Origin of the sequence: Faecalibacterium sp. Marseille-P9590 (assembly GCF_017377665.1) — a bacterium.
Classification (GTDB): domain Bacteria; phylum Bacillota; class Clostridia; order Oscillospirales; family Ruminococcaceae; genus Faecalibacterium.
Genome location: NZ_JAFREF010000007.1, coordinates 59,146 through 76,619, shown reverse-complemented (window position 1 = coordinate 76,619; position 17,474 = coordinate 59,146). Strand labels below are relative to the sequence as shown.

13 protein-coding genes are annotated in these 17,474 nt (G+C 59.6%); 5 read left to right on the top strand and 8 right to left on the bottom strand.

Annotation, left to right across the window (positions count from 1 at the left end; all coding sequences use genetic code 11):
* Positions 1-44: 44 nt before the first annotated feature.
* A complete protein-coding gene (locus J3349_RS09275; RefSeq protein WP_207677212.1) occupies positions 45-1,337 on the top strand; it encodes a galactokinase family protein in 1,293 nt (430 codons plus the stop codon).
* A gap of 70 nt (positions 1,338-1,407) precedes the next feature.
* Here the strand turns inward: J3349_RS09275 and J3349_RS09270 are convergent, their stop codons facing one another.
* The 8 genes from J3349_RS09270 to J3349_RS09235 form a co-directional block, all read right to left on the bottom strand.
* Positions 1,408-1,737 (bottom strand): hypothetical protein, encoded by a 330-nt coding sequence (locus J3349_RS09270; protein WP_158396972.1) that lies wholly within the window; start codon positions 1,735-1,737, stop codon positions 1,408-1,410.
* Positions 1,738-1,776: 39 nt separating this feature from the next.
* Positions 1,777-2,256, bottom strand: a complete 480-nt coding sequence (locus tag J3349_RS09265; RefSeq protein ID WP_158396974.1) for a hypothetical protein — start codon at positions 2,254-2,256, stop codon at positions 1,777-1,779.
* A gap of 325 nt (positions 2,257-2,581) precedes the next feature.
* Positions 2,582-4,057: a 4-alpha-glucanotransferase gene (gene malQ, locus J3349_RS09260; RefSeq protein ID WP_207677211.1), complete on the bottom strand. Its 1,476-nt coding sequence runs from the start codon at positions 4,055-4,057 to the stop codon at positions 2,582-2,584.
* An 18-nt stretch (positions 4,058-4,075) separates the two neighbouring features.
* Positions 4,076-4,918 (bottom strand): carbohydrate ABC transporter permease, encoded by an 843-nt coding sequence (locus tag J3349_RS09255; RefSeq protein WP_158396978.1) that lies wholly within the window; start codon positions 4,916-4,918, stop codon positions 4,076-4,078.
* Positions 4,918-5,769 carry a sugar ABC transporter permease gene (locus tag J3349_RS09250; protein WP_158396980.1) on the bottom strand — a complete coding sequence of 284 codons (852 nt, stop codon included), beginning with the start codon at positions 5,767-5,769 and terminating at the stop codon, positions 4,918-4,920. The genes J3349_RS09255 and J3349_RS09250 overlap by 1 nt, the downstream gene beginning before the upstream one ends.
* 86 nt (positions 5,770-5,855) lie before the next feature.
* Positions 5,856-7,193, bottom strand: coding sequence for an ABC transporter substrate-binding protein (locus J3349_RS09245; protein WP_207677210.1), 1,338 nt, complete (start codon positions 7,191-7,193; stop codon positions 5,856-5,858).
* Positions 7,194-7,260: 67 nt separating this feature from the next.
* Positions 7,261-8,259: a LacI family DNA-binding transcriptional regulator gene (locus J3349_RS09240; protein WP_242699594.1), complete on the bottom strand. Its 999-nt coding sequence runs from the start codon at positions 8,257-8,259 to the stop codon at positions 7,261-7,263.
* Positions 8,260-8,668: 409 nt separating this feature from the next.
* Positions 8,669-11,908: an ATP-binding cassette domain-containing protein gene (locus J3349_RS09235; protein ID WP_207677209.1), complete on the bottom strand. Its 3,240-nt coding sequence runs from the start codon at positions 11,906-11,908 to the stop codon at positions 8,669-8,671.
* A 426-nt stretch (positions 11,909-12,334) separates the two neighbouring features.
* Between J3349_RS09235 and J3349_RS09230 the strand changes: the two genes are divergently transcribed.
* The 4 genes from J3349_RS09230 to J3349_RS09215 all read left to right on the top strand — a co-directional run bounded on the left by J3349_RS09230 (position 12,335) and on the right by J3349_RS09215 (position 17,472).
* Entirely contained in the window at positions 12,335-12,652 is a 318-nt protein-coding gene (locus J3349_RS09230; protein ID WP_158396985.1) for a hypothetical protein, read from the top strand.
* Entirely contained in the window at positions 12,642-13,367 is a 726-nt protein-coding gene (locus tag J3349_RS09225; RefSeq protein WP_207677208.1) for a hypothetical protein, read from the top strand. The genes J3349_RS09230 and J3349_RS09225 overlap by 11 nt, the downstream gene beginning before the upstream one ends.
* Before the next feature lie 33 nt (positions 13,368-13,400).
* Positions 13,401-14,186: a HAMP domain-containing sensor histidine kinase gene (locus tag J3349_RS09220; RefSeq protein WP_207677207.1), complete on the top strand. Its 786-nt coding sequence runs from the start codon at positions 13,401-13,403 to the stop codon at positions 14,184-14,186.
* Between the two features lie 358 nt (positions 14,187-14,544).
* Positions 14,545-17,472, top strand: coding sequence for an acyl-CoA dehydratase activase (locus tag J3349_RS09215; protein ID WP_207677206.1), 2,928 nt, complete (start codon positions 14,545-14,547; stop codon positions 17,470-17,472).
* Positions 17,473-17,474 lie beyond the last annotated feature (2 nt).

Below are 17,474 nucleotides of genomic sequence, written 5' to 3'. Positions count from 1 at the left end.
GGTAACAAACCGAACATTGCAGAGAGTGCAGGGAGGGGTTCTGGATGGCAACCAGCAGGCAGCTCAGAGAACAAATCGCAGCAGGGAGGTGGGACGCCACGCTGGCCGCGCTCTACGGCAGCAGCGAGGAGGTCCTGGTCCGCCAGCGCAGCCGTTATGGTGCGGCCCTTGAGCAGTTTGAGCTTTACTATGGGCCGGGGCGGCAGGTGCAGGTCTATTCGGCCCCGGGCCGCACAGAGCTTGGCGGCAACCACACCGACCACCAGCACGGTTACGGCCTTGCGGGTGCGGTTACGCTGGACCTTGTGGCGGTGGCGTCCCGGAACGAGGATGGCTTCATCCGGGTCAAGTCTCGTGGCTTCAACAAGCTGGACGTCATTGATTTGACCGAAGCGGAGCCGCAGCAGGGGGAGAGCACCCACTCGGCCAGCCTCATCCGGGGCATCGCGGAGGGCTTCCGGGGAAAGGGCTGCGATGTGGGCGGCTTCGATGCCTACACGGCCAGCGATGTGCTGCGGGGCTCGGGACTGTCCAGCTCAGCAGCCTTTGAGATGGGCGTGGCCATTATCCTCAACACGGAATACGGCTGCGGCATGGACGCCCCTGCGCTGGCCCGCATCTGCCAGTTTGCGGAGAATACCTACTTCGGCAAGCCCAGCGGCCTGCTGGACCAGCTGACCAGCGCCGTGGGCGGTGTGCTCTTTGCGGATTTTGCCGACCCGACGGCACCGAAGATCGAGAAGATACATGCGGACGGCGTCCTGCCCGAGGGCATGACCCTCTGTGTCACCGATACCCGTGCCAGCCACAGCGAGCTGACCGGCGAGTTCGCGGCCATCCGGAACGAGATGGAAGCCGTGGCGGCCTGTCTGGGCGGCAGGGTGCTGGGCGAGGTGGAGGAGAAACACTTCTGGCAGGAGCTGCCCCGCCTGCGGGAACAATGCGGCGACCGCGCCGTGCTGCGTGCCATCCACTATTTTGAGGAGAATGCCCGTACCCTTGCCCAGAGAGATGCTCTTGTGGCAGGAGACTTTGCCGCCTTTGCCCGGCTGGTGGAGAAGAGCGGCCACTCGTCCTTTGAGTGCTGCCAGAATGTCTACTGTGCTTCTTCACCGAAGCATCAGGGGCTGTCGGCGGCGCTGGCTATCAGCCAGAGCATCCTTGCAGGCACCGGCGGTGCATGGCGGATGCAGGGCGGCGGCTTTGCAGGAACGATCCAGGCTTTTGTACCGGATGCGCTGGTAAAGCGCTACTGCGCTGCGATGGAGGCGCTGTTCGGCCCGGGCTGCTGCTATCTGCTCTCGCTGCGGGAACAGGGAGCCGTGCGGGTCATGTAAAACACAAAAAGAATGCCCTGCGGCATGGTGAGGATCCACCGCCGCAGGGCATTTTTGATTTCAGGAAAAATCAGCCGCGCTGAGACTTTGCGTCTGCACGCAGAGCGCTCATATCGTTCTTGTAGGTCTGAAGGTCTTCTGCAGCCTTGCTCGGTCCGCCGAAGAAGAAGGTGTGAACGCCTTCCACGGCATTGAAGCCGGCCTTGACCACATTGAACAGCAGCTTCGGAATGAACGAGATGGAGAGAGAGAGCAGTCCACCTCTAAAGAAGAAATCAGTGAAACGGAGATGGTCCGTAAATGAGGTCCATGCGTCACGAAATGCGCCGCCGCCGCCAAGAAGGGCTTTTTCTCCGTCCGGTACAACAGCATAGGAAGAAGGCATCTGGATGCGTTTCATAAACGACTCCTTTCTATCACTCCGTCAAATCAAACAGACTCAGGCAGCTGCAGCCACGATGGGGTCGGTGATGCCGGCATCCTGCTGCTGGGACGCGGCAATATTTGCCTTGGTCTGCGCGTAAGCATTCTTGAGCTCGATGAAGATGGACTTGACCGTGTTATAGATCTGGATAGCCTGCATTGCGCCGTACCAGCCAGCGAGAGCGCCGACCGCCACAGTGGCAGCTTTGCCGGCCTTGTTCTGGCCATCCCAGTAATAGGAGACCGACTGGGACAGAGTCAGACCATCCTTGTGCATCAGGATGAGGCCGCCAACGGCTGTGCCGAGGGCGGCTTTGCCCATCAGCTGGCCAAAGTTGACCGTGAAGTTGACCACAGACTGAAGCAGGGCCTCGGGATGGAATTCGATGAGATAAGAGCCTATCTGGATGGCACCGCCATCAATATAGGTCATTTCATCGGCAGAGAGGGCAGTGTAGGAAGCCGGCATCAGCGGGCTCTGATATGTAAGTTCCATAGTGGGAATGCTCCTTTCGCACATGCGCTCCGTCCACAGACGGAGACTAAGTTACCTGAATTATAGCATAATTGCCCAAAAACAACAAGAGAGCGAAAAAACATAATCGGAACGGGATTTGGGACTCCAAAACGGAAAATCCAGGAGAAACGAACGAAAAAACGATAAAATATAAAGAGCAAAGCAGGCCGGAGACTCCGAAAAAATGTTGTGTGAAATTTGAAGAAAAACGCAAAAACAGCAGCGCCCCGGCTGCTGTCCGGTGAGGGGACGGCAGGCAGGGCGCTGCTGCTATCAGGATGAATCGGAGAAAAATGGGGAAAGCTTAAAGTTCTTCGCCCGGCACACGGTGGTACAGCGCGGTCAGCTCAGCGATGTGAGCGCTGAGGGCCGGGGTGAGCGGCTGGGTGAGCCGCCACTGCCAGTTGGCACCCTGGGTGCTGGGGGTGTTGATGCGGGCCTCAGCGTCCAGATGGAGCCAGTCGGCCAGCGGGATGACAGCCATGTCCGACACGCAGGAAAGGCAGGCGCATATCATGGCCTCGGTGAGGTCTTCGGGTGCGCAGCGCAGGTAGCGGCAGGCATAGGCCACATCCTCGGCGCTGGCGCTCTGACGCCAGCCCTCGGCGGTCACGTTGTCGTGAGTGCCGGTGTAGACCACACTGTTGCGGGGGTAGGTGTAGGGCAGGTAGTTGCCCGGCTCGCGGCTGTCGAAGGCGAACTGCATGATCTTCATGCCCGGGTAGCCGCTTGCGGCCAGCATGGCCTTGACCTCGGGGGTCAGATAGCCCAGATCCTCGGCGATGATGCCGCCCTCGCCCAGAGCCTTGTGCATGGCGTCGATGAAGGCGCGGTCAGGGCCTTTCTCCCAGTGACCGCCCGCAGCGGTTTTGTTCCCGGCGGGGATGGAGTAGTAGCTCTCGAAGCCCCGGAAATGGTCGATGCGGACGACGTCGTAGATGGAAGTGGCGTGCTTGATGCGCTGCTTCCACCAGCGGAAGTCTTCGGCCTCGTGGCGGGGCCAGTCGTAGAGCGGGTTGCCCCAGAGCTGACCGTCGGCGGCAAAGGCGTCGGGCGGACATCCGGCAACGCTGGTCAGGTGGACGGCGCCGTCGGTCTGGAACAGCTCCGGGTGGGTCCAGAGGTCGCTGGAATCGGGGCTGACGTAGATGGGGATGTCGCCCACCAGCTGGATGCCGTGGCTGTTGGCGTAGGTCTTGAGGGCGTTCCACTGGGTGTAGAAGAAGAACTGCACGGCCTTGTAGTAGTCCACCTCATCGGCCAGCCGCTCCTTGGCAGCGGCGAGGGCCGCAGGCTCCCGGGTGCGCAGGTCGTCGGGCCAGTCGGAGAGACCGGCCTGCTTCTGCTCGGCCTTAACGGCCATGAAGAGGGCATAGTCCTCGAGCCAGCCGCTCTGGGCTTCACAGAAAGCCTCATAGGCCGGGGTAGGGGAAGCCAGCAGACGGTCAGCCGCTTTATGGAGCACCACGGGCCGCTGCTGGTAGAGCGCACCGTAATCGACGGGACCCACCGGCTGGGGCGCGGGCAGCTCAGCCTCGGTGAGGAGGCCGTCCGCTGCCAACAGACGAAAATCGATAAAGTAAGGGTTGCCGGCAAAGGCAGAAAAGCTCTGGTAGGGGCTGTCCCCATAGCCCGTAGGGCCGATGGGGAGTATCTGCCAGTAGGTCTGCTTTGCAGCCGCAAGGAAATCGACGAAGGCAAAGGCTTCATTTCCCAGCGTGCCGATGCCGTAAGGACCCGGCAGGCTGAAGACGGGCATCAGAATGCCGCTTGCACGCATGGCTGGAACCTCCTTGTTTTAACCCTTGACAGCGCCTGCCACGACACCCTCGATGATGTACTTCTGGCAGGTCATGTAAAGGATGATGATGGGGATGATGGCGATGATGATGCAGGCCATCATGGGGGCCAGCTCGACGCGGCCATAGCCGCCGCGGAAATACTGAATGGCCATGGGAATGGTGCGGTACTTCTTGATGTCCAGCACCAGCGTGGGCAGCAGGTAGTCGTTCCAGACCCACATCGTTTCAAGGATGGCGGTGGAGATCATGGTGGGCTTGAGGATGGGGAAGACGACCTTGAAGAAGATCTGGATGGGGCTGCAGCCGTCGATCATGGCAGCCTCTTCGATCTCGATGGGGACGCTCTTCATGAAGCCGGTGAACATGAACACGGCCAGACCGGCACCGAAGCCCAGATAGATGATGCAGATGTTCCAGGGGGTGTTCAGATTGAGGGTGTCGGCGGTCTTGGACAGGGTGAACATGACCATCTGGAAGGGGACGACCATGGAGAAGACGATGAGCAGATTCATGAACTTGCTCAGCTTGTTGTTCACGCGGGTAAGGTACCAGCCGGTCATGGAGCAGCACAGCAGGATGAGGGCCACGCTGGACACGGTGATGACGAGGCTGTAGCCAAGGCTGGACAGAAAGCCCATCTTGGTGACGCCGTAGATGTAGTTGCTAAGGCCCGCGAAGGTCTCAGCCGTAGGCAGCTTGAAGACGGTGGAAGTGGTGAAGGTGCCTTCTATTTTCAGGCTGTTCTGCAAGATCAGGACGATGGGGTAGATCCAGAGCAGGCACAGCAGGCTCATGATGACAGTGAGGATGTTGTCCCACATTTTTTTATCTTTCGGCATTACTGCTGCACCTCCTTGGAACGGGTAAACTTGAGCTGGATGAGCGAGATGATCACGACGATAAGGAAGAACACCGCGGCCTTTGCCTGACCGATGCCCTTCCACTGAGCACCAGAGCGGCCATAGAAGGTGTTGTAGATGTTCAGGGCCAGCATCTCACTGGCGTTGGCAGGCTCACCGGCGGTCAGGGCCACGTTCTGGTCGAACAGCTTGAAGCTGTTGGTCAGGGTGAGGAAAGTGCAGATGGTGACGCTGGGCATGACCATCGGGATCTTGATCTTGAACAGGATCTCACGGTCATTTGCGCCGTCGATCTTCGCAGCCTCGATGAGGTCGCCGGGGACGCTCTGCAGACCCGCGACGTAGATGATCATCATGTAGCCGATCTGCTGCCAGCACATCAGGATGACCAGACCGACGAAACCGGCCTTGGCGTCCAGCGCCAGCAGAGGCCTCTGCAGGTTGGCCAGCACACCGTTGAGCAGGATCTGCCAGATGTAGCCCAGCAGGATGCCGCCGATAAGGTTCGGCATGAAGTAGACGGTGCGGAAGATGTTGGTGCCGCGGATGCCGCGGGTGAGCACCAGCGCGATGGCGAAGGCGCAGACATTGATGAGAACGGTGGACACCACGGTGAACGCCGCCGTAAAGCTGAAAGCGTGGAGGAAGGTCTCGTCCGAAAAGACGTTGATGTAGTTCTGCAGGCCCACGAAGGTGGTCTTGCTCACGGTGGTGAAACGCTGGAAGGAAAGATAGATGCCCCAGATGAAGGGCCAGATGAAGCCGATGATGAACGCCAGCAGAGTGGGCAGTACGAACACCGGCCAATATTTACTGATGGCCTTTTGCATGATATACCTCCTGAAAAAGAAGGGGAGGCGGGCGAACACATCGCCCGCCTCCCCGTTATCCAGCTACTGCGGAAGAAGGAGAACGTTTAGCCGTTGGCCAGCTTGTACTCCTTGGCCCAGCCGTCCACAAAGGCGGTGACCACATCGTCCCAGCTGCCAGTGCCTGCTGCATAAGCAGTCAGTGCAGAGCCGACGCCGTTCTTCCACTCCTCGGAAGGCATGGTGGAGAAGCACCAGTCAACGCTGGTCTTGCCCTCAGCAACGTAATCGTTGGCGATGCCGATGAGGGGGTTGGTGGAGTCCTTAGCCTTCTTGAAGGGGATGACGAAGCCCATCTTGTCAGCCATCGCGCTGGTGCCGGCCTCAGAGGTGACACACCAGTACAGGAAGTCCAGAGTAGCCTGAATGTCCTCATCGGAGGAGGTGTTGTTGACGCACCAGAAGTTCTCGGAGCCGGTGCACAGGCCCTGGTTCTCCTCGCCCTCAGCGCCGATGTAGATGGGCAGCATACCCAGGTTGTCGTCGCCCAGATCCTTCACGTCATTGTAAGCCCAGGTGCCGTTCTGGTAGAAGACGGCCTTCTTGCCCACGAACTCAGCCACGGCGTCGTTGCCGGTCTTGGAAGCCAGCAGCTTGGGGTCGCAGGTAGAGTCGGTGATGTACAGGTCCCAGATCTTCTTGTAGTTGTCGAGGTAGGTGCCCTTGATGGCGTCGGTGGAGCCGATGCCGTCAGCCTTGTACTCGTAGTAGATGGGCAGGTTTGCCAGATGGGTCTTGAAGCGCCAGTCGGAAGAACCGTCCATGCCGGCGGAGGTGAAAGCACCATCAACGCCCAGCTCAGCCTTGCGGGCCTGAATGTCGTCGGCGACCTTCTTCAGGTCATCGAAGCCCTTGATGTCGTCCTGGGTGTAGCCGGCGGCGGTCAGCAGCTCCTTGTTGTAGATGATGCCGTAGGTCTCGATGACGTAAGCGATGCTGGTAACGGCATCGCCGTCCTTCAGTGCAAAGGAGTCGCTGGTCAGCTCACCGTACAGCTTGCTGTCGGACAGGTCCAGGCAGTAGTCCTTCCAGTTTGCCAGACCCACAGGGCCGTTGACCTGGAACAGGGTAGGAGCTTCGCTCTTCTCCATCTCGCTCATCAGGGTGGTCTCGTACTGGCCGGAAGCAGCGGTGACAACGGTCACAGGCACGCCGGTCTCCTTGGTGTACTCAGCGGCCAGATCCTGCCAATCCTGATCCTGCTCGGGCTTGAAGTTCAGGTAGTAGACCTTGCCGGCAGCTGCGGGAGCGGCAGAAGCTGCGGTAGAACTGGCGGTGGAAGCAGCGGTGCTGCTGGAGGAACCACCGCAGGCAGCCAGACCGAGGGCGGCAGCAGAAGCGCCAGCGACTTTCAGGAAATTACGACGAGAGATCATTTTTTTCATAATTGTTCTCCTTCTTCATCATGTGATATACACATTCCGCCTGGCAGCGGAAATGAGACGAAATAAATCAGACAGCCCTTACGCTCTCACCGACCTGCAGCTCAGGCTGGAGGGTGATCTTCTGGGCCGGGGCGCCATGCTCGATCTGCCGCACCAGCAGCTCGATGCTCTGGAGCGCGATCTGCTCGCCGGGCTGGACGATGGTGGTCATCACCGGCACGCAGTAGCGGGACATCGAGATGCCGTCGAAGCCGATGACCGATACATCTTCCGGCACCCGGAACCCGGCGCTCACCAGCGCCCGGATGGCACCGAAAGCGATGACATCGCTCATGGCGAACAGAGCGGTGAACTCGGCCCGGCGGGCCAGCAGGCTGTTCATGGCGTGGTAGGCAGACTCGAAATCGTAGTTAGACAGGCCGTAGAGCCGGTCGTCAAAGGTGAGCCCGGCATCCTCCATGGCATCCTGTGCGCCGAGGCGGCGCATCCGACTGGGGTAGCTGGTGGTCGGACCGCCGAGAACTGCTATCTTCCGGTGGCCCTGCGCGATGAGGTGGGAGACGGCGGTGCGGGCCGCAGCCCGGTCATCTACGCCCACCATCGAGAGGTTCGGGAAATCCAGCTCGTCGGAGACCAGCGTCGTCAGCACCGAGGGGACGGTGATGTTCGCAAAGCCCTGCTGGAAGTTCGCCACGCTGCCGCCGAGGAATATCATGCCTTTGGGCTTTATCTCCCGCAGGATCTTTTGGGCGGCGTCTATCTCGTTGGCATTCTCGTCCAGGTAGGAGACGATGCCGCTGTACCCGTAGAGGGTCGCGGCCCGCTGCAGCTGAACGAGGAAGTCCGAGAAGAAGAGGTTCCGGGTACCCTTGACCACAAAGACGAGGCTGCGGGACTGCTGGATCTTCAGCTGCCGGGCGTTGGTGTTCGGCACGAAGCCCGACTCCCGCATCATCTGAAGCACCTTTTCTTTCGTTTCGGGACGCACATCCGGCCGGTCATTGATGACGCGGGAGATGGTGCTGACGGAACAGCCGCTCAGACGGGCAATGTCTTTGATGGTCATGTTCGGCATTCCGGGAAGCACCTCTCTTTCGGTCGAAGTTCTGGTTTTTACTGAAATCGTGCGGGAACGATGTCGGGAACGGTTTCAGTGACTATAGTATGGCATAATTTGTGGAATAAATCAATAACCCTGAAACACTTTTGGCAGAATTGCATAACAAATCGACCCTCCTTTGTGCAGGTTGATTTGCCCGCAGAGCGAAAAGCAAATTGATTTCCGGTAATTCCCGGTACGCGTCAAAATCTCCCGGGACGACCGTACTCTTTTGTAACTTTTAGAGCAAAAAAGCGCGTTCTCATGCAGGATGGATACAAGCTGAACCGACGGGCCGGAGCAAAAATAAGCCGAAAAAATCCCGGTATCCCTGCCGCCGGAGCGGAAAGGATACCGGGAATGAGATCTCTGGGGTTTACTCGGCGCGCAGGGCTTTGACGGGGTTGCACTTGGCTGCGCCGCGGGCCGGGATGATGCCGGCCAGAATGGTGAGCAGGGTAGCCAGTGCCACGAGGAAGAGGGCTGCATCCACGGGCAGGGAGGCAACGAGAGTCGAAGTGCCGGAGACTTTCTGGATGATGATGTTTCCGGGGATGAGCAGTATCTCGCTGAGGACGATGCCCATGACGCCCGAGCAGAGGCCGATGATGAAGGTCTCTGCGTTGAACACCTCGGAGACGTTCCGTTTGGAAGCGCCGATGGCACGCAGGATGCCGATCTCCTTCCGGCGCTCGAGGACGCTGATATAGGTGATGACGCCGATCATGATGGAGGAGACTGCCAGCGAGATGGAGACGAAGGCCACCATCATGCTGCTTATCATGTTCACGATCTCGGTCACGCTGGTCATCAGGGTACCCACGAGGTCGGTGTACTGCACCATCTTTTCGTCTTCACCCTTTGCAGACATCCCGGCGTTGTAGGCATCCAGCTTTTCCAGGATGGTGGCCTTGCTGGCGAAGTCCTTCGGATAGATCTTGATCTGGCTGGGGGCGGCCTCGTCCGCGTAGCCGAAGGCCGTCAGGTTGGCCTCATAGGTGGCGGAAGAGGAGCGGAGGGTGGAGCGCATCAGCTCGGTCAGCTCGGAGGCGGTCATGTTGAGATGGATGGCCTTCTGGAAAGCCGACGCGTCGATCTTGATGGCGCTCTCCATCTGGCTGCTCAGTTTGCCGATGTTCTGCTGGATGGCCGTCTTGAGCTGGGACTGTATCTGGTCCTGGAAGGTGACGATGCCCTTCTGGATGGCAGCGTCCAGCTGACTTTTCAGCACCTCTGTGATCTGGTCGGAGTAGGTCTCCATCACGGTCTGGATGGTGGTCTGCAGAGCGCTCGAGAGCTGCCCCTGCAGCTTGTCCGGGTCAACGAGGTCTTTCATGGACTCGGCCATCAGCTTCTGGAACTGCTCTGACTTGAGGTAGGCAGAAAAGCTCCACTTCTTGAAGTTGAGGATGCCGTTGCCGATGATATATTTCTTATAGTCCTTGAACACCTTCTGCACGAGGTCCTGCAGAGCCTCCGGCGAGACGGAGAGGTCCAGCTCTGCAAAGGCGTCGCTGAGGTCGATGTCGGGAAGCTCGTCAATGTCGAGGGAAAAATCCGAGAAGTCGATGAGGCTGCTCAAATCGAAACTGCCGCTGCTGAGGTCGAAGGCACCGTTCAAATCGAAGTCGAGGGCATCGGCATCAAAAGAGAAGGCATTCTTGAGGGCGTTGGTGTCGATGGAGAAGAGGCTGGTCAAATCGAAGTCGCGGAGGCTCTCAGCCTTGCCGAAGCTCTCGCCGGTGAGGACGTTGGTGGCGGGGTCAGCCATCTGCTGCTTCACGATGACGCTGTCGGCAGCGTCATCCATGACCTTCTCGGTCAGGGAGGCGGGGTAGGCGATGCCGGAGGTGAGCATAGAAGCGGAGGCGGTGTAGTCCGGCTGGACGATGCCCACGATGGTGATGTCCTCGCCGTTCTCCACCAGCTGCTGCATATAGTCCTTGTCGTCGGCCTTGCTCTTCCAGATGCCGTAGGTGTCGTCGTAGACGTAGGTGTCGGCGCTGTTCACCAGCTTGAACTTCAGGCCCATCAGCTCGTCGTAGCTGTAGGTGCGGAAATCGCTGGGGACATCGACGTTCTGGTTCTGGGCGAACTGCTGTATCATCTTGTCCAGCTCGGCGGAGTCCCGCAGACCCATGGAGTAGAGGGCGTAGTCGGTCACGGTGCCGTATTTGCTCAGAACGACGACACATTCGGTGGGCTTTTCGGGCCAGCGGCCAGCCTTGACTTCGTACTGGGACTTATAAAGGTCACTGTTGGCGGGCAGCTGATAGAATACGCTGGTGTTGCTGCCCATGCTGTTCATCAGGCTGCTGGTGACGGAGGTGGAGCCGGAACCCGAGCTTCCCAGACCCAGCATCGAGAGGGTGGAGTCCGGGTTGACCTGATGCACACTGCCGTCGGCGTTCTGCCGGTAGATCTGGGGCGAGACGCTGTAGGAATACTCGATGGAGGTGGCGCCATCCGCAATGGTGGACTCGTCGCTGTCGAGATATTTCTTTAAGGAAGTGAGGTCGTTGGACGTCAGGCCCGACACCATCTTGGTGATGAGCTGGCGGACCGAGACCATTCCCTCCACGCCGCCGGAGGTGTCCTTTTTGCCGTCCTCGTCGGTGGGCAGGCCGGTGGCTGTGGTGCCGCCGCTGCTGCCCGAGGACAGAAAGCTCGTGATGTCCACGCCGCTGCTCAGGATCTGCAGCGGGTATTCGCTCAGGGTGGAGCGCTCCATGTCGGCAATGTAGGCATTGACGCCGGTGGACAGCGAGATGATGAGGGCGATGCCAATGATGCCGATACTGCCCGCGAAGGCCGTGAGCAGGGTGCGGGCCTTTTTGGTGCGCAGGTTGTTGAAGCTCAGGGCCAGCGAGGTGAGCCACGACATGGACGAACGGCCCATGTTCTTGTGGATGGGAGGGGCAAGCTTTGTGTCGTCCGGCTCGAAGGGGCGGGTATCGTCGGTGATGGCGCCGTCCCGCAGACGGACGATGCGGTTTGCATACTGCTCCGCCAGTTCGGGGTTGTGCGTGACCATGACTACGAGGCGGTCTTTTGCCACATCCTTCAGCAGCTCCATGACCTGGATGCTCGTCTCGCTGTCCAGTGCGCCGGTGGGCTCGTCGGCCAGCAGGATGTCGGGGTTGTTGACGAGGGCGCGGGCGATGGCCACGCGCTGCATCTGGCCGCCCGACATCTCGGTGGGGCGCTTGTGGAGCTGGTCCCCGAGGCCCACCTGCCGCAGCGCCTCGGCGGCACGGCGGCGGCGCTCAGCGCCCGACACGCCCGAGATGGTCAGGGCCAGTTCGACGTTGGCGAGGACGGTCTGGTGGGGGATGAGGTTATAGCTCTGGAACACAAAGCCGACGGTGTGGTTGCGGTAGGAGTCCCAGTCCCGGTCGGTGTAGCGGCGGGTGGAGATGCCGTTGATGATGAGCTCGCCGTTGTCGTAGCGGTCGAGGCCGCCGATGATGTTGAGCAGCGTGGTCTTGCCCGAGCCGCTGGGGCCGAGGACGGCGACGAATTCGCTGTCGCGCAGGTTGAGGCTGACCCCGTTGAGCGCTGCCTGTGTCAGATCGCCGGTGGTGTATTTCTTTTCGATATTGATAAGCTGAAGCATTGGCCTGCCTTTCCGGCAGCAGAACGGGGGAGTGTCTGCTGACCTGTTCCGCCCGACATTTGTGGACGGAGAGGGAAACATAGTATCTGTTTGATTTTATCAGAAGAATATGAACAATTTATGTCGTAACGGGTGCCAAGTTCTGTGTTTTCTGCCGAAGGATGGAAAAGCGTTGCATCCTGCGCGGAAAAGCGTTCCAAACCAGGAGGATGCGGCAGATGTGTCTTGATTTTTGGAGCGGTTGATGGTATTCTTGAGACAATATCCATGTTAATATTTTCAGTGTTCCAAAATTCGACGAAAACTGACGCAAATTTGTCGTTGCAACTCCTTTCGACGCTCCATACAATTTTATACAGTATAGTATGAAGTAGTTTGTCCGGCATAAGTGGAAGGGCCGGGCAGATGGGGTGAGGAGGATGCAGAATGAAACAGAATGTTCCATTGGTGAGGAGTTTTTCGGCGCTGGAACCGTATCAGGAGGCGTATACCCTTGCCTGTTCTCTGGAGACGGAGGGACAGGGCTGCTGGCTGACCGTGAGCCGGACAAAAGCTCCGGACGACCCGGCAGACACGGCCCGTACATGGGTCCCGGCCCCGGAAGAGGAATGCGGACGGTTGCTGCAGTTTTTGTATGAGAACTCGGTCCAGCCGGAGCTGTGGCAGGATGCTATTTCCTGCTGGTATCCGCAGGCGGAGCAGGCAGAAAACCTGCGGGAAGGGGGCGCGTCGTGTGAGTTATGAGGAACAGGACGTCATATGGCGCGTAGCTCTGGCCAGCTATGACCCCAGAGAGATGCGGGTATGGACACGCTATCTTGAGGAGCGCAACCCGGCCATCCGCTGTACGGGCTACCGCAACAGCCGGACGCTGCTGGAACGGCTCGAGCAGGGCGATGTGGACGTTCTGGTGCTGGGCGGCAGACTGGAGGACATGGACAGCATCCAGTTCCTGCCCAAGATACGCGGCCTTGCCCGCAAGCCTCTGGTGCTTCTGCGGGACGACGGACGCAATGAGAAATCGGCTGTGGAGAGCCTGAGTCAGGAGGACGCATGCTACCTCATCCGTCAGGCCACACTGGAAGATATGCTGCAGGAGCTGCGCGTTCCGGCCCATCGCCCGGCGGAGAGTCTGGAAAAGCGCTGCGAGCGCATCTATCGCAGCTGGGGTCTGAGCACCTGCGATGCCAACAAGCGCTACCTGACCGGTGCGCTTCGGATGATGATGGGCTCTGACCACCGTCTGGCCATCCGCAAGGAGATATTAGGGCCGGTGGCGGAGGAATACAATCTCACCGTGGCGGCTGTGGACAGCGCCCTCCGGCGGCTGCTGGAGACGCTGGACGAGACCGGTACCCAGACATGGCGGGATTTTCGAAAAGAGTATGGCTTAGAGCGCAGGAAGGTGACCATCGGCCGCCTGCTTTATGCGCTGGAAAGTAAACTGAGTCAGCAGTGAGGTGCTGACCACACGACGCGGAGGTAGAGCAGAATGCACAGGCGAAACGATGGGGCAGGAGGCTTCCTTCGGGAGGAGTTTGGGGATGTGTGCTTCCATGCCCTTGGCATCATCGACCAGAACCGGGAATATCTGCAGATGCATCTGCTGGCGTCGGCCGACCTGCCCACCCGGCAGGCACTTTCGGACATCCAGATAGAGTCTGCCCGGCTGGACCGCACGGTACGCAATGCCATAACGCTTTATCAGCTGGAAAATGAAGAGCTGAGCGAGCTGCAGCCTCTGGACCTGTGCAGTCTGCTGGAAAAAGCGGGCCGTCTGGCCCCGGACATCCAGCGGTCACTGGAAATAGCGCTCACGACGGAGAGCGGGGGCATCGAGCACTGCACCGTCATGGGCGTCCCCGATGAGGCCGAACAGCTGATGCTCCACCTCATCTCCAACGCGCTGCGGGCCTGCGATGCAGGCGGCAGGGTGTGGGTGAGCCTGAAACAGAAAAAGACCGGCGTCGTGCTCCGGGTGGAAGACAACGGCTGCGGCCTGATGGAGGAAGACCCCATCGAGAACAACCGCCGCTTCCTCAGCGGCGCAAAGCTGGGTCTCCGCATCTGTAAGCTCATCTGCCGCCGTGTAGGCTGGAAGCTGACGCTGACGGCCCGGCCGGGCGGCGGCACCCGGGCGCAGGTGGTGTTCCCGCTGGCCTCCTGCGAGGACATCCCGCCGGAAATGGAACTCCACTCCAGCGAGGAGAACGACATCCGCGCAGCGCGGTTCGCAAGCCGGGCGGCACAGGAGCTCCTTCTGCTGAGGAGATATTGAACGAGACAAAAAGGCATCTGCAATGCTGCCCGGGACGGCGCAGTGCAGATGCCTTTGATTTTTGTGCGGGACAGGGAAGAGAGCAGGAAAAATGACAGACGGTAAAGAATCTTAGTAGAAACAGCCCGAAATCCACAGAAAAGTTTGCGAAATTAACAAAATGTTTAACTTTGCAAGATGATTTTACTGTTTTTAAGGTGTAAAATAATCCCGAATGATTGATTGTCAGCCGGATTTGGTTTATAATACCCGTGTATGCGAGTCTGAAATTTGATTCGTTAGCAAACAACTTCTGCCCGGGCCGGAGAGCCCTGTGTGCAGAGGGAGAGTGCATTGTCCTTCAGGAGGAAAAACAACTGTGAGAGTAGGTCTTGACATCGGCAGCACTACCATCAAATGCGTGGTGCTGGATGAAAACGATACCCTTTTATATTCGACGTATGAGCGCCACTACAGCCACATTCTGGAAAAGGCGCAGGAGCTGCTGCGCCGCATCGACGCAGAGCAGCTGCATGGCCGGAAAGCGCTGCTCAGCATCTCCGGCTCCGCCGGCATGGGCCTGGCCGACAGCTGCGGCGTGCCTTTCGTGCAGGAGGTGTTCTCCACCCGCGTGGCGGTCAAAAAGTTCGTCCCTGCGACGGACTGCGTCATCGAGCTGGGCGGTGAGGATGCAAAGATCCTGTTCCTGACCAACGGCACCGAAGTCCGCATGAACGGCAGCTGCGCCGGCGGCACGGGCGCTTTCATCGACCAGATGGCGACGCTGCTCAAGATGAGTGCCGATGAGATGAACAAGGCGGCCGAACAGGCCACCCGTACATACACCATTGCATCCCGCTGCGGCGTTTTCGCCAAGAGCGACGTGCAGCCCCTCATCAATCAGGGCGCAAAGACCGAGGACATCGCGGCCAGCATCTACAAGGCCGTGGTCAACCAGACCATCGCCGGTCTGGCACAGGGACGCCCCATTCAGGGCAATATCCTCTATCTGGGCGGTCCGCTGACCTTCAGCACCGTGCTGCGCAAGAGCTTCGACGAAGCACTGGGCGTCACCGGTACCTGCCCCGAGAACAGCCTGCTCTACGTCGCGCTGGGCGCTGCCCTCTACGCCGACAAGGAGTTCGTCCTCTCGGATGTGGCCGCTGCGCTGGATGAGTACGCCGCCACGGCGACCTACGCCAGCGAGCCGCCCCTCTTCGCCAACAAGGAAGAGTACGAGGTATTCCATGCCCGCCATATGTCCCACAGCGTGCCGCGGGTGGCGTTCGGCGCCCAGTGCGGCCCGGTGCATATCGGCATCGACTCCGGCTCCACCACCGTCAAGCTGGTGGTCGTGGACGAGCAGAGCCAGATCCTCTACACCAACTATCAGCCGAACCTCGGCAACCCGCTGCCCCTTATCCGGCAGCAGCTGCTGAAAATCTATAAAGAGCACCCCGGCCTCAAGGTGGCCAGCGTGACCACCACCGGCTACGGCGAAGAACTGGTCAAGAACGCCTTCCGCTGCGACTTCGGGCTCGTGGAGACCGTGGCCCACTTCACGGCAGCAAAATACTTCATGCCGGACGTGGACTTCATCATCGACATCGGCGGTCAGGATATGAAGTGCTTCAAGATCGAAGATGGTGCCATTAGCAACATCTTCCTGAACGAAGCCTGCTCTTCCGGCTGCGGCAGCTTTTTGCAGACCTTCGCGCAGGCACTGGGCTACGACATCAAGGAGTTCGCGGCCCTCGGCCTCTTCGCCGACCGCCCCGTGGATCTGGGCAGCCGCTGCACCGTCTTTATGAACAGCTCGGTCAAGCAGGCCCAGAAGGACGGCGCGTCCATTGAGAACATCTCGGCGGGTCTGTCCATCAGCGTCGTCAAGAACGCGCTGTACAAGGTCATCCGTGCGTCCAGCCCCGAAGAGCTGGGCCGGAAGATCGTCGTGCAGGGCGGTACGTTCTACAATGAGGCCGTCCTCCGCGCCTTCGAGAAGGAGATGGGCGTCGAGGTCATCCGCCCCGACATCGCCGGTCTGATGGGCGCTTACGGTGCGGCCCTCTTCGGTCTGCGCCAGTGCCGCAAGAACGGCCAGACCACCTCCGCCATGATGAGCGAGGAAGAACTGGAGAGCTTCGACCAGAAAGTCGTCAGCGTCAAGTGCGGCGGCTGCGGCAACCACTGCCAGCTCACCGTCAACACCTTTGCCGATGGCCGCAAGTTCATCTCCGGCAACCGCTGCGACAAGCCTGTCACCGGCAAGAGCGAGGACAACAGCCTCAACCTCTACGCCTACAAGCAGCAGCTTCTGGCCAGCTATAAGCCTGTGGCCGGAAAGCGCGGCTCCATCGGCATCCCGCTCTGCCTGAATATGTACGAGCTGCTGCCCTTCTGGCACGCATTCTGGACAAAGCTCGGCTTTGCCGTCCACACCAGCCCGGTGTCCAGCCGCGGCCTCTATCTGGCTGGTCAGGCTACCATCCCCAGCGACACCGCCTGCTTCCCGGCCAAGCTCAGCCATGGCCACATCAAGGCCCTGACCCAGATGCATCTGGACGCCATCTTCTACCCCTGCCTGACCTACAACATCGACGAGGGTCTGGGCGACAACCACTACAACTGCCCCGTCGTGGCCTACTATCCCGAAGTCCTCGCCGGCAACTGCCCCGAGCTGGAAGGCCAGAAGTTCATCTACGACTACGTCGGCATCCACCGTCCGAAGGATTTCGTCCACAAGATGGCGAAGGACGTGCTGCCCAAGTATTTCGGCGGCATCTCCGAGAAGGAAGTGCAGGAGGCTGCCAACGCCGCCTACGCCGAGTATGAAGCCCACATGGCACAGATCCGGGTCAAGGGCAGCGAGATCATTGATGAGGCCCGCCGTCAGGGCAGGCGCATCATCGTGCTGGCCGGACGCCCCTACCATGTGGACCCGGAGATCAACCACGGCATCGACCACCTCATCACCCGCCACGGCGCGGCGGTGGTCACCGAGGACAGCATCTCCAACCGCGTGGAAAAGTTCCCCACCAGCGTGCTGAACCAGTGGACTTACCACAGCCGCCTGTATGCCGCCGCCAAGTACTGCACCACCCAGAAGGATATGGATCTGGTGCAGCTGGTGTCCTTCGGCTGCGGCGTGGATGCCATCACCACCGATGAGACCCGCGAGATCCTGCAGGAGGGCGGCAAGCTCTACACCCAGCTGAAAATTGATGAAATTACCAACCTGGGTGCTGTCAATATCCGCCTGCGCAGCCTGTTCGCCGCACTGGATGAGCGAGACGAAGATAAGAAGTAACA